The organism is Lelliottia sp. (genome assembly GCF_045627565.1).
Classification (GTDB): Bacteria; Pseudomonadota; Gammaproteobacteria; order Enterobacterales; family Enterobacteriaceae; genus Enterobacter.
In genome coordinates, this window is sequence record NZ_JAZQNX010000008.1 from 112,904 (window position 1) to 125,700 (window position 12,797).

Here is a 12,797-nt window from a genome sequence, read left to right on the forward strand (position 1 = left end):
AATTCTCCTTTTATTCGTCGCACTTCACGTTGCAGGTGCGTTGGCTTTCCTGCAACGTGCTAAATCACATTTTCTCGTAAGGCTTGAACCGCTGCTGCAATGAACGCAGCTGGTCGATACGCGCATCGTATCGGGCCTGTTGCAGACTACCCAGCTTCACTTGCGAGCTGGCGCTGCTCAACAGCGAAATGGACTGATCCAGACGCCCCACTAGCGCGAAGCCTTCTGCGCGTGCAGCCAGTTCCTGGTCGCGATTGCCGAGCTGTGCTTCCGTTTGTGCCAGTAAATCCCAGCCGTTAGGATCGTCTTTATTATTGAAGGTGTAACGGTTAAGGATTGTGGCGGCCTCTTTCGGCTGTCCACCCTGTAAGTAAGCATTCGCCAGGTTGAGCTGCAATACCGGGTTGGTGCGCAGATCTTTTGCCCCTTTCAGGCGATTGATCGCATCGGTGGTTTTCTTCTGGCCCAAATCAATGTCGGTCGACAGATCGAGATACCACGGATTATTGGCATCAGCGGTCAGCAAAGGCTGTATCGCTTTTCGCGCCTCGTCGAATTTGCTGGCCTCCATCGCCTCAAGCGCACGACCGTACTGCGCTGCATTTTGCTCACGGATATTGCCTTTAGACAGGCTGTCGAGCAGATCGCTGGTGAGCTGATTTCGCCCGGAATTGTACATCCCGAGCGTTCTGACTTTTGCCATGTAGAAATCTTGCGACGACTGCACTACTACAGGACGCATCTGGTTGGCACGGTTTCGCGCATCGGACAGACGGCTTTCTGGCAGCGGGTGCGTCAGTAAGATTTCTGGCGGGCGAGTCGAATAGCGCGCCTGATCCAGCAACTTTTCGAGGAACGTGGGCATCGCCTGAGGATCAAAGCCTGAGCGCTGAAGCACCTGAATACCGATGCGATCGGCTTCCTGCTCGTTCTGTTGGGTAAAGCTGATCATGCCCTGGCGCGTACCGGCGAGCGTGCCGGTCAGTGCTGCCATACCCGCCTGCGGGCTGGCCATGGCCAGCAAAATAGAGCCCAGTGCGCCGACCCAGGTGAGCGGGGCAGTACGTTTTTGATCTTCCATCGCACGCGCCAGATGGCGCTGGGTGACGTGGGAGATTTCATGCGCCATAACCGACGCAAGCTGGCTTTCGTTATCGGAATAACGGAATAACGCCGAATGCAGCACTACGTTTCCACCAAAGAAGGCGAAGGCGTTGATTTCGTCGTTATTAATTAAATAGAAGTGGAAAGGGGTTTTGACCGAGTCAGCATGGGCGACCAGGCGCATTCCAAGCCCGTTGATGTATTGCACCAGCAGGGGGTCGTTAATCAGCGGCGCGCTACCGCGAAGCTGACGGACGTAAAAATCGCCCATTTGCATCTCTTGCCCGATGGACAGCGTGCTGCCTGCTGAGGTGCCCATATCCGGCAAGGTATCCGCCGAGTCCGCGACCGCGGGCATCGCCTGACCGACAGTCAGCGCGGCGATAAGTGTTGCAACCAGAGTTTTTTTCAACTGCCTGAACATAGCCTCTGCCCTGTATTTTGGATGTGCTCATTTGACCGGTGAACCCGTATATCGTTCACCTTAGATTGCTCTGCGAGTGTAGCCGTGTTGAGGCGTGAAGAAAATCCCATTCGCCCGGCTTTTGCTAAACGTGAGTGAGATACAAAAAGCGAAAGTCTTTTTTGCGACAGTTAGATACAATTCGCCCTCTCAGTCCCGCCATCCGATTCAGGGAAGGGTTGTATGCTCGAAATGTTAATGCAGTGGTATCGGCGCCGCTTCAGCGATCCCGAGGCCATTGCTTTGCTGGTCATTCTGGTCGCCGGATTTGGTATTTTATTCTTCTTTAGCGGTCTGCTGGCACCTTTGCTGGTGGCCTTAGTGTTGGCTTATCTTCTCGAATGGCCGACGGTTCGTCTGGAAAAGATCGGCTGCTCTCGCCGCTGGGCAAGCAGTATTGTCCTCATTTTGTTCGTCGGTATTCTTTTGCTCATGTCGTTTGTGGTGCTACCGATTGCGTGGCAACAGGGGATTAACCTGATCCGCGACATGCCGGGCATGCTGAATAAACTGTCCGATTTTTCTGCGACGTTGCCGCGGCGTTATCCGGCTCTAATGGACGCCGGCATTATCGATGCGATGGCTGAAAACATGCGTGCCCGCATCATGACGATGGGCGATTCGGTGGTGAAATATTCGCTCGCCTCGCTGGTGGGGCTGCTGACGCTGGCCGTATATCTGGTGCTGGTGCCGCTGATGGTCTTCTTCCTGGTGAAGGATAAAGAGCAGATGCTGAACGCGGTGCGTCGTATTCTGCCACGCAATCGCGGCCTGGCAGGGCAGGTCTGGAAGGAGATGAATCAGCAGATCACCAATTACATTCGCGGCAAAGTGCTGGAGATGATTGTGGTTGGCGTTGCCACCTGGATTGGCTTTGTGATCTTCGGGCTGAATTATTCATTGCTGCTGGCGGTGCTGGTGGGCTTCTCGGTGCTGATTCCGTACATCGGTGCATTTGTAGTGACGATTCCGGTTATCGGCGTGGCGCTGTTCCAGTTTGGTCTGGGAACCGAGTTCTGGAGCTGTTTCGCGGTGTATCTGATTATTCAGGGGCTGGATGGTAACTTGCTGGTGCCCGTGCTGTTCTCGGAAGCGGTCAACTTGCATCCGCTGGTGATTATTTTGTCGGTGGTGATTTTCGGCGGTTTGTGGGGATTCTGGGGCGTGTTTTTCGCCATTCCGCTCGCCACGCTTATCAAAGCGGTGGTTCACGCCTGGCCGGATGTGCCAGCAGTAGAAGAGTAAAAAAATCCCGGTTCATTGAACCGGGATTTTTTATAGGTTTCAGGCGTTTTCTTTTAACCAGGCCAGGACCACATCGTGGTGGTTACTGGTTTTAAAATCGTCAAATACATGTTCAATTTTGCCATCTGCACCGATCAGGAAGCTGATGCGATGGATGCCGTCGTAAGTTTTGCCCATAAAGGTCTTCTCACCCCAGATGCCAAACTGCTCGCAGACCTGATGGTCTTCGTCAGACAGTAGCGTGAAGTTCAGCAGCTCTTTTTCGGCAAAACGTGACAGTTTTTCTGACTTGTCGGTGCTGATACCCAGCACGTCAACGCCCGCTTTTTTCAGATCGTCCATGTTATCGCGTAAACCGCAAGCTTGTACGGTACAGCCTGGGGTCATGGCCTTCGGGTAAAAATAGACCAGAACGCGCTGTCCCTGGAAGTCGGTCAAATTTACTTGCTCGCCGTCTTGATCGGGCAGGCTAAATTTCGGTGCGATGTCACCGGCTTTCAGTGGATTCATTACTCAACTCCATCCTGTTCGTGCTGTGAATAATCTACGACGTTTATACTGCCTTGCGCATTGAGTTCTGTACAGAGCGCTTTGAATGACTGTTCAATATTTGATGCATCCTGTGACGCGGGGCTGTGCGCGGTGATCTGAATAAACAGTTTTGGCGTGGCGCCTGGCTGCGTACGCGATACCAGTTCAGCAATGTTCATTTGATGGCTGTCAAAAAGTGCCGTAAAGCGTTCAATCAAATGCGGGGAGTCGGTGACTTCAACCTGAACCCACACCGTGGCTGGCATCGCCGGGCGCGGATGCGCGGTGGTGCGCTTCATGACGATCAGTAAATCCAGCTCAGCGCCCTTGAGCGGCAGCGTCGATTCGATCAGCGTGATTGCGTTCCAGGTCCCGGAAAGCAGCATAATAAACGTAAACTCATCGCCAAGCATCGCAAGGCGGCTGTCTTCGATATTGCAGCCGCAACTGCTGACGTGGCGGGTGATGGTGTTCACAATACCGGCTCTGTCAGCACCCAGCGCAGTGATAACCAGGTAATGTTGTGATGAGGTTGTCAAACCTGTTCTTCCTTTGCGTGGTCAAGTGTTCTAAGGAAAGCATAAAAAAAACATGCATACAACAGCCTGGACGCCTTACGTCGCTTGCTTTTATTACAGTTCCAAACGTACCATTGAGAATCTTGTTTGCACAGAGGATGGCCCATGTTCACGGGAAGTATTGTTGCGCTTGTTACGCCGATGGATGAGAAAGGTAATGTCTGCCGGTCAAGCCTGAAAAAACTGATTGATTACCATGTCGCCAACGGGACTGCGGCGATCGTTTCGGTAGGGACTACCGGAGAATCCGCCACCCTGAGCCACGATGAGCACGGTGATGTGGTGATGATGACCGTGGAACTGGCTGACGGGCGTATCCCGGTGATTGCCGGTACCGGTGCAAACGCCACCGCTGAGGCCATTAGCCTAACGCAGCGTTTCAACAATAGCGGCATTGTCGGCTGCCTGACGGTGACGCCTTACTACAATCGCCCGACGCAGGAAGGTCTCTTCCAGCACTTCAAAGCCATCGCTGAACATACTGACTTGCCACAAATTCTGTATAATGTGCCGTCACGTACTGGCTGCGATATGCTGCCTGAAACAGTAGGGCGTCTCTCGAAAGTTAAAAATATTATCGCAATTAAAGAGGCGACCGGGAACTTAAGCCGCGTTCATCAGATCAAAGAGCTGGTTTCTGACGACTTTATTCTGCTCAGTGGTGATGATGCGACCGCGCTGGACTTTATGCAGCTCGGCGGCCATGGCGTGATTTCCGTTACCACTAACGTGGCGGCGCGCGATATGGCTGAAATGTGCAAACTGGCTGCGGCGGGTCATTTCGATGAAGCGCGCGTGATTAACCAGCGTCTGATGCCGCTGCACACAAAATTATTTGTCGAACCCAATCCGATCCCAGTGAAATGGGCATGTAAGGAGTTGGGACTTGTAGCAACCGATACGCTGCGTCTGCCGATGACCCCTATCACCGACCATGGTCGTGATGTGGTTGCCGGGGCGCTGAAGCATGCCGGTTTGCTGTAGAGTTTAGGGAGATTTGATGGCTTACTCAGTACAGAAAACGCGCCTGGTGAAGGTTGCGGGTGTTTCGCTTGTTATGCTGCTCGCTGCCTGTAGTTCAGACTCGCGCTACAAGCGCCAGGTGAGCGGTGATGAATCCTATCTGGATGCCGCCCCGCTTGCTGAACTTCATTCCCCAGCGGGTATGATCCTGCCGATTCAGAACGGCGATTACAACATTCCTGTCACTAACGGCAGCGGTGCTGTGGGTAAGGCGCTTGATATTCGCCCACCTGCACAGCCGTTGGCACTGGTGAGCGGTGCGCGTACCCAGTTTACGGGTGATACCGCGACGCTGCTGGTTGAAAACAACCGCAGCAACACGCTTTGGCCGCAGGTTGTGAGCGTGATTCAGTCGAAGAATTACACGATTGATAAACGTGATGATGCCAGCCAGACGCTGACCACCGACTGGATCGAGTGGAACCGTCTTGATGAAGATCAGCAGTACCGTGGTCGTTATCAGGTCTCTGTGAAACCACAGGGTTATCAGCAGGCTGTCGCGGTCAAACTGCTGAACCTTGAGCAGGCTGGCAAGCCTGTTGCTGACGCTTCCTCATTGCAGCGCTACAGCACTGAAATGATGAACGTGATTGCTACTGGGCTGGATAAAACTGCGACCGATGCTGCAAACTCTTCACAAAGCCGCAGTGGTGTTACCTTTGACGTACAAAGCGCCGCGGATGATACGGGTCTGCCAATGCTGGTGGTGCGTGCACCGTTCAACCAGACATGGCAGCGTCTGCCAGCCACGCTTGAAAAAGTGGGCATGAAAGTCAGTGACAGCACTCGTTCAACGGGCAGCATCACGGCGACCTACAAACCGCTTTCTGACAGCGGGTGGCAAGCACTGGGCGCAACCGATCCAGGACTGGCTTCAGGCGATTACAAAATTCAGGTCGGTGACCTCGATAACCGCAGCAGCTTGCAGTTTATCGATCCTAAAGGTCACACGCTGACCCAGTCGCAGAACGATGCGCTGGTCGCTGTCTTCCAGGCGGCATTCAGCAAATAAAAAAAGGGCTGGTTAATCCAGCCCTTTTTATTTTAGTGCCACGCAAACGTGTGCGTGGCATAATATCCCCAGTTTTGAACACAAATCATCACACCAGGAGTAATCAAGATGCAGAAGCAAGCTGAGTTGTATCGTGGCAAAGCGAAGACCGTATACAGCACGGAAAACCCGGATCTGTTGGTGCTCGAGTTCCGCAATGATACGTCAGCAGGAGATGGCGCACGCATTGAGCAGTTCGACCGTAAAGGCATGGTGAACAACAAGTTTAACCATTTCATTATGAGCAAACTGGCTGAAGCGGGCATTCCGACTCAAATGGAAGCGTTGCTGTCCGATACGGAATGTCTGGTCAAAAAACTGGATATGGTTCCGGTTGAATGTGTGGTCCGTAACCGTGCCGCAGGCTCCCTGGTGAAGCGTCTGGGTATTGAAGAAGGCATCGAGCTGAACCCGCCATTATTTGATTTGTTCCTGAAAAATGACGAAATGCACGATCCGATGGTGAACGAATCCTACTGCGAAACCTTTGGCTGGGTGAGCAAAGAAAACCTGGCACGTATGCAAGAGCTGACTTTCAAAGCCAACGACGTCCTGAAAAAGCTGTTTGACGATGCCGGTCTGATCCTGGTCGATTTCAAACTGGAGTTTGGTCTCTATAAAGGCGAAGTGGTGCTGGGCGATGAGTTTTCTCCGGACGGTAGCCGTCTGTGGGACAAAGAGACGCTGGATAAAATGGACAAAGACCGTTTCCGTCAGAGCCTGGGTGGCCTGATTGAAGCCTATGAAGCGGTTGCCCATCGTCTGGGCGTTAAGCTCGACTAAATCCTCCCGACTCACGCCAAAGGGTGAAAACATCCTTTGGCGTCTTACCTCTGTTTCCTATGGTAATTCTGCCCCTAACCGCCTACGATCACTCTATTATTGATGGAATTTATTCGAGGTGGTTATGCGCTGGCAAGGGCGTCGTGAAAGTGACAATGTAGAAGACAGGCGCAGCAATGGCGGCGGTGGTCCATCGATGGGCGGCGGCGGTATGCGCTTACCTGGCGGGAAGGGCGGCATTATTCTGCTCGCCATTGTACTGGTCGCGGGTTATTACGGCGTTGATTTGACGGGATTAATCACCGGAGACCCCGTTCAGCAACAGCAAACTTCTCCGCGCTCCATCAGCCCGAATGAAGATGAAGCCGCAAAATTTACCTCTGTCATTCTGGCGACGACGGAAGATACCTGGGGTCAGCAGTTCGAAAAAATGGGACGCACCTATCAGCAACCCAAGCTGGTGATGTATCGCGGCGCAACCCGCACTGGCTGCGGTACGGGCCAATCGGTGATGGGACCTTTTTATTGCCCTGCCGACAGCACCGTGTACATCGACCTCTCTTTCTATGACGACATGAAACGCAAGCTCGGCGCGGACGGTGATTTCGCCCAGGGCTACGTGATCGCGCATGAAGTCGGCCACCACGTTCAGAAACTGCTCGGTATCGAACCGAAAGTTCGTCAGCTTCAGCAAAATGCATCGCAGGTCGAAGCCAACCGGCTTTCCGTGAAAATGGAGTTGCAGGCTGACTGCTTTGCGGGCGTGTGGGGCCATAGCATGCAGCAGCAGGGCGTGCTGGAGTCCGGCGACCTCGAAGAAGCACTCAACGCCGCACAGGCTATCGGTGACGACCGTCTGCAACAGCAGAGTCAGGGGCGCGTTGTTCCGGACAGTTTTACCCACGGCACTTCAGAAGAACGTTACAGCTGGTTTAAACGCGGTTTCGCCAGCGGTGACCCTTCGCAATGCAACACCTTCGGTAAAGCCATGTGACGGTGCGTGTCAGGGATGAGACGGATAGTGCGCTTGAAGACGTGACCGCTCAGCTTGCGCGGTCAGGCCATCGACGATTGCTGGTACTGAGCGGCGATGACGACTGGTCACATACGCACTCTCTGGCGCTACGCGCTCAATTGCAAGGTGACTGGCTTTGGGTCGGCCACGGGACCTCTGTCGAGCCCTGTTGTGCGCCACAGCATCTGAAAAGCCTGCTCGGGCGCGAATATCTTCACGCTATTTTTGATGCCCGCGACGGTTTTGACGTCGCGGCATTTGCCGCCTTGAGCGGCACCTTACGCGCAGGCAGTTTGCTGGTGCTGCTGGTTCCGCCTCTCTCCCTCTGGCCTGAAAAGGCCGATGCCGATTCCCTTCGCTGGAGCGACAGCGAGGAGCCAATTGCCACGCCGCATTTTGTTCATCATTTTTGTCGGGTGATCACCGCCGATCCTGACGTCATTGTCTGGCAGCAACATCAGCCACCCAAAATAGCAAGCCGTCCACCGTTTTCCGACTGGCACCCCGCCAGCGGTGATCCGCTGCGCGAACAGGCCGACATTCTAAATGCCCTCACACAGATGAGTGCTGGGATCGCGGTCGTCACCGCAGCGCGTGGGCGAGGAAAATCGGCGCTGGCCGGAATGCTGCTGCAACGCGTGGAAGGCCGTGCAATTGTCACCGCACCCGCGAAAGGCGCTGCTGACGTTATCGCGCGTTTTGCCGGTGACAACTTCCGTTTTGTCGCACCAGATGCGTTGTTAGCCTCTGATGAACGCGCCGACTGGCTGGTGGTGGATGAAGCGGCCGCCATTCCTGGCCCGCTGCTTGAACAGCTTGTTTCTCGTTTTACGCGGGTGCTGCTGACCACAACAGTGCAGGGTTATGAAGGCACTGGACGCGGGTTTTTACTGAAATTCTGCGCACGCTTTGCGCACCTGCATTATTTCACCCTCACGACGCCCGTTCGTTGGGCGGCAGGGTGCCCGCTGGAACGCGTGGTGAGCAACGTGCTGCTGTTTGATGATGAAGCCCTTGATGCGATCCCTGATGATGTAGCACAGGTCACCGCGCTCGGACAGCGGCTGTGGGAGAGCTATGCGGATCTCGCCGCTGATATCTATAAACTGCTGTGTTCTGCTCACTATCGCACTTCGCCGCTCGATTTACGCCGGATGATGGACGCGCCGGGGCAGCATTTCGCCATTGCCCGCGCCGCAGAAAAACCTATTGGCGCACTGTGGCTGGTGGAGGAAGGCGGTTTGAGCCCGGCGCTCAGCCAGGCGGTATGGGCGGGATATCGGCGGCCGCGCGGCAATCTGGTGGCACAGTCGCTGGCGGCTCACGGCGGTTCACCGTTAGCGGCTACGCTTATCGGGCGACGTATTACTCGCGTGGCCGTGCATCCGAGGCGTCAGCGCGAGGGCATTGGTCAGGCTCTTATCGCGGGCGCGAGTCAGCATATTCAGCAGGATTATCTTTCCGTCAGCTTTGGTTTCACCGATGAGCTATGGCGATTCTGGCAGCGCTGCGGGTTTGTTCTGGTGCGGATGGGCACACATCGTGAGGCCAGCAGCGGGTGTTATACCGCAATGGCGCTGCTGCCGATAAGCGAGGCGGGTAGGGCGATTTGTGTGCGGGAGCATCAGCGCTTATGCCGTGATGCCCGAATCATTGAGAGATGGAACGGTGAAAAGATCCCCGTGGATGAGGCGTGGGAACCTATTCTTAATAATGATGACTGGCTTGAACTGGGCGGGTTTGCTTTCGCCCATCGGCCATTCGCCACGTCTGCGGCGGCGCTTACACGATTACTGCTGGCGGTGGATCTCCCGCTTCCCGCCCTGCGTGGGAAAATAGAAAGCCAACGCGATGATGCCCAGCTGTGCGCGGAGCTTTCGCTTCAGGGGCGCAAACAGTTGCTCGCAATGCAGCGTCGTGAAGCGCATCAGGCCCTTGATTCACTGGATATTCTGCGTAGCCAACGGCTTAAAAGTGACATTTTGCAATGGCAATTTTTTCAATGACTCCTTCAGTAAAGTGGCATGGTGATTACCTCCCGGAGGCGTAAAATCCATCGTATCGAATCAAGGAGACTGCCATGAAACATGACCATTTTGTTGTCCAAAGCCCCGAAAAACCTGCGCAACAATTGCTGCTGCTGTTTCATGGTGTAGGCGATAACGCCGCCAATATGGGGCAGATTGGGCGCTGGTTTGCACCCATTTTCCCCGATGCGCTGATCGTCAGCGTGGGCGGCGTTGAGCCGTGCGGTCCAAATGGACGCCAGTGGTTTTCTGTGCAGGGTGTGACGGAAGAAAATCGTCAGGCGCGTATTGACGCCATAATGCCGACGTTTCTTGATACGGTGCGTTACTGGCAAAAACAGAGCGGCGTTGGTGCAGCGGCCACCGCGCTGATTGGTTTTTCTCAGGGGGCAATTATGTCGCTGGAGAGTGTAAAAACCCAGCCAGGCCTGGTGTCACGCGTGATTGCGTTTAACGGTCGCTTCGCAACGTTACCGAAAACGTCGACTACTTTGACGACGATCCACTTGATCCACGGTAGTGAAGATCGGGTCATCGAACTTTCTCACGCGATTGCTGCGCAGGAAGCGTTGATCCGTGAAGGCGGGGACGTGACGCTGGATATCGTTGATGAGCTGGGGCATGCGATTGACGATCGCAGCATGCAGCTTGCCCTTGATCACCTGCGCTTTACCGTGCCGAAGCATTATTTCGACGAAGCGCTGAGCGGCGGTAAGCCGAATGACGACGATATCGTAGAGTTTTTGTAATGTGGCTTTCCTCTCTCCTGGCGGAGAGAGGAAATAAAACGATTACTTTTTCTGGTCTTTCTTCGGCCAGTTGTCGTCATCGTCCCACTTATCGTTGAAGTCACGGTGTGGTGGAAGTTCGGGTTTGTTGGCGAGAAACTTCTTATGATCAACGCGCTTAAGATCTTTGATGACGTTAAGTAAGACGCCTACCAGAAACACTAACACCAAAATCCACCAGTATTTACTGAGCCAGTCCATTCGCTATTCCTTCTCAGAGCCATCGTCAGGCGACGAGTTGCTCCATGATACGTTGATACATACGCGCCAGTAGCTGCAAATCAGCCGCATTCACGCATTCATTGATTTTATGAATGGTGGCGTTCACTGGTCCCAGTTCGACAACCTGCGCACCCATACGGGCGATAAAGCGTCCGTCTGATGTGCCGCCCGTTGTCAGCAGTTGCGGTTTAATTTCATTATAGTGCGCGATGGCGTTAACTACCGCATCGACCAGCTTGCCGCGCTGGGTCAGGAACGGCTGACCAGACAGCCACCAGTCCACGGAGTAGCGCAATTCGTATTTTTCCAGCAGAGCGACGACACGGTTTTTAATCATTTCGTCGGTCAGTTCCGTGCTGAAACGGAAGTTGAACTGCACGGAGAAATCACCGGGGATCACGTTGTTGCTGCCCGTACCCGCCTGAAGATTCGCAATCTGCATGCTGGTCGGCGGGAAGAATTCGTTGCCTTTATCCCACTCGATATTGACCAGCTCATTCAGCATGGGCGCAGCGCGATGCACCGGGTTATCGGCAAGATGCGGATACGCGACGTGGCCTTGCACACCGTGAATCGTCAGGTTGCAGGTCAGCGATCCGCGGCGGCCATTTTTCACCACATCGCCCACGACTTCGGTGCTGGACGGTTCGCCTACCAGACAATAATCCAGGCGTTCGTGGCGTTCCATCAGCGTTTCAACGACTCTCACCGTGCCATTTTTGGCGCTGGCTTCTTCATCGGACGTGATCAGGAATGCAAGACGGTTTTTGTGGTTTGGATGCTGGGCGACGAAGCGCTCGGCGGCCACCACCATCGCAGCAAGTGAGCCTTTCATATCCGCCGCACCGCGACCAAACAGCATGCCGTCACGAATCGTCGGTTCAAACGGAGGATTGATCCAGCGGTCAGCATCGCCTGCCGGGACGACGTCAGTATGTCCGGCAAAAGCGAGGGTTTCTCCCTGGCCGCGCCATGCCCAAAAGTTCTGGGTATCGCCAAAATCCATCCGCTCAACGGTAAAACCGATCGCGCGCAGACGTTCAATCATTAAAGCCTGACAACCTGCATCGTCCGGGCTAAGGGAAGGGCGGCGAATAAGCTGCTGAGTCAGCTCAATGACCGGGCATGACATAAACTGCACCTCAAATATAAGTCTGATAACTGGATTCACTAAAGCCCAGCAGCATAGGCTGACCGGGCGCGCAGAGCAATGGGCGTTTGATTATTGCTGGCATTTCGAGCATTAATTTTGCTGCGCTGTCAGCGTCAGTGATGCGATTGCGAACGGATTCATCCAGTTTACGCCAGGTTGTTCCGCGCGTATTCAGCAGCGCTTCCCAGCCCAGTTCCGCGATGGCGGTATGCAGAAAATCAGCGTCAAGCCCATCAACGCGGTAATCATGAAAGCGATACTCGACATTTTGGCTCTCCAGGAAGCGGCGCGCTTTTTTAATGGTGTCGCAGTTTTTAATTCCATACATCACAACCATGATGAATCCTTTTGTCTTTATTAATTAAAAATGTTCAGTTTTTTCGATGTTATATTATTTGGCAAAACATAACATATTAGCTTTATGCCTGATTGTACTATGTCTGATAATTCAACCTACACATGTAAGCTGAATATTATTTCATCTATAGCGCATAAATGTCCAGATAAGCAAAATTTCGCTTAAAGTCAGTGCGTAATAAGATTATCACCCACACGTATGGTTGTTTCTAAATATTGCTATTGGTCACATAAAATTTATGGTTAAAGGACCATATTTGAAGCACGTCAGGTACAGCAAGGGGAAGGGCAGCAAACCGATTGATTAAATTATCTTCACAATACCAATATATTCTCATAGAATACGCATAATAATAAGAGAGGTTGTTATGATTGAACGTGAACTGGGGAACTGGAAAGATTTTATCGAAGACATGCTTCGTAAATGACATTCAGGAAGAATTGCAAGAGCACTTAT

The 12,797-nt window shown here is 53.5% G+C and carries 14 protein-coding genes; 8 read left to right on the forward strand and 6 right to left on the reverse strand.

Annotation, left to right across the window (positions count from 1 at the left end; translation table 11 throughout):
- Positions 1 to 64: 64 nt before the first annotated feature.
- Positions 65 to 1,528: a beta-barrel assembly-enhancing protease gene (gene bepA / locus ACKI5T_RS05405; RefSeq protein ID WP_407436126.1), complete on the reverse strand. Its 1,464-nt coding sequence runs from the start codon at positions 1,526 to 1,528 to the stop codon at positions 65 to 67.
- 222 nt (positions 1,529 to 1,750) lie between these two features.
- Here bepA and ACKI5T_RS05410 point away from each other — a divergent pair, with 222 nt between their 5' ends.
- The gene (locus ACKI5T_RS05410; protein ID WP_015959973.1) at positions 1,751 to 2,812 is read left to right on the forward strand and encodes an AI-2E family transporter; all 1,062 of its coding nucleotides are present in this window, start codon (positions 1,751 to 1,753) and stop codon (positions 2,810 to 2,812) included.
- A gap of 39 nt (positions 2,813 to 2,851) precedes the next feature.
- On the opposite strand, the gene bcp is transcribed toward ACKI5T_RS05410, so the two are convergent.
- Both bcp and ACKI5T_RS05420 read right to left on the reverse strand, forming a co-directional pair.
- Positions 2,852 to 3,322, reverse strand: a complete 471-nt coding sequence (gene bcp / locus ACKI5T_RS05415; RefSeq protein ID WP_015959972.1) for a thioredoxin-dependent thiol peroxidase — start codon at positions 3,320 to 3,322, stop codon at positions 2,852 to 2,854.
- The gene (locus ACKI5T_RS05420; RefSeq protein ID WP_015959971.1) at positions 3,322 to 3,882 is read right to left on the reverse strand and encodes a glycine cleavage system transcriptional repressor; all 561 of its coding nucleotides are present in this window, start codon (positions 3,880 to 3,882) and stop codon (positions 3,322 to 3,324) included. Before ACKI5T_RS05420 ends, bcp begins: the two co-directional genes overlap by 1 nt.
- A 144-nt stretch (positions 3,883 to 4,026) precedes the next feature.
- On the opposite strand from ACKI5T_RS05420, the gene dapA reads away from it, so the two are divergent.
- The 6 genes from dapA (at position 4,027) to ypfH (ending at position 10,569) form a co-directional block, all read left to right on the forward strand.
- Positions 4,027 to 4,905: a 4-hydroxy-tetrahydrodipicolinate synthase gene (gene dapA, locus ACKI5T_RS05425; RefSeq protein ID WP_015959970.1), complete on the forward strand. Its 879-nt coding sequence runs from the start codon at positions 4,027 to 4,029 to the stop codon at positions 4,903 to 4,905.
- Positions 4,906 to 4,921: 16 nt separating this feature from the next.
- Entirely contained in the window at positions 4,922 to 5,956 is a 1,035-nt protein-coding gene (gene bamC / locus ACKI5T_RS05430; RefSeq protein ID WP_407436129.1) for an outer membrane protein assembly factor BamC, read from the forward strand.
- 108 nt (positions 5,957 to 6,064) lie between these two features.
- On the forward strand, positions 6,065 to 6,778 hold the full coding sequence (gene purC, locus ACKI5T_RS05435) for a phosphoribosylaminoimidazolesuccinocarboxamide synthase (protein WP_407436131.1): 714 nt from the start codon (positions 6,065 to 6,067) through the stop codon (positions 6,776 to 6,778).
- A 124-nt stretch (positions 6,779 to 6,902) separates the two neighbouring features.
- Complete coding sequence (locus tag ACKI5T_RS05440) at positions 6,903 to 7,772, forward strand: neutral zinc metallopeptidase (protein WP_015959967.1); 870 nt, start codon at positions 6,903 to 6,905, stop codon at positions 7,770 to 7,772.
- On the forward strand, positions 7,769 to 9,799 hold the full coding sequence (locus ACKI5T_RS05445) for a tRNA(Met) cytidine acetyltransferase TmcA (protein WP_407436133.1): 2,031 nt from the start codon (positions 7,769 to 7,771) through the stop codon (positions 9,797 to 9,799). Before ACKI5T_RS05440 ends, ACKI5T_RS05445 begins: the two co-directional genes overlap by 4 nt.
- A gap of 74 nt (positions 9,800 to 9,873) precedes the next feature.
- On the forward strand, positions 9,874 to 10,569 hold the full coding sequence (gene ypfH, locus ACKI5T_RS05450; RefSeq protein ID WP_407436135.1) for an esterase: 696 nt from the start codon (positions 9,874 to 9,876) through the stop codon (positions 10,567 to 10,569).
- 42 nt (positions 10,570 to 10,611) lie between these two features.
- On the opposite strand, the gene ACKI5T_RS05455 is transcribed toward ypfH, so the two are convergent.
- The 3 genes from ACKI5T_RS05455 to ACKI5T_RS05465 are packed head-to-tail and all read right to left on the reverse strand — an operon-like array spanning position 10,612 to position 12,320.
- On the reverse strand, positions 10,612 to 10,809 hold the full coding sequence (locus ACKI5T_RS05455; protein ID WP_015959964.1) for a YpfN family protein: 198 nt from the start codon (positions 10,807 to 10,809) through the stop codon (positions 10,612 to 10,614).
- A gap of 25 nt (positions 10,810 to 10,834) precedes the next feature.
- Positions 10,835 to 11,962 (reverse strand): succinyl-diaminopimelate desuccinylase, encoded by a 1,128-nt coding sequence (dapE, locus tag ACKI5T_RS05460; RefSeq protein ID WP_407436137.1) that lies wholly within the window; start codon positions 11,960 to 11,962, stop codon positions 10,835 to 10,837.
- Positions 11,963 to 11,972: 10 nt separating this feature from the next.
- Positions 11,973 to 12,320 carry an ArsC family reductase gene (locus tag ACKI5T_RS05465; protein ID WP_407436139.1) on the reverse strand — a complete coding sequence of 116 codons (348 nt, stop codon included), beginning with the start codon at positions 12,318 to 12,320 and terminating at the stop codon, positions 11,973 to 11,975.
- Between the two features lie 388 nt (positions 12,321 to 12,708).
- Here ACKI5T_RS05465 and ypfM point away from each other — a divergent pair, with 388 nt between their 5' ends.
- On the forward strand, positions 12,709 to 12,768 hold the full coding sequence (gene ypfM / locus ACKI5T_RS05470; RefSeq protein WP_100780840.1) for a protein YpfM: 60 nt from the start codon (positions 12,709 to 12,711) through the stop codon (positions 12,766 to 12,768).
- Positions 12,769 to 12,797: the final 29 nt, after the last annotated feature.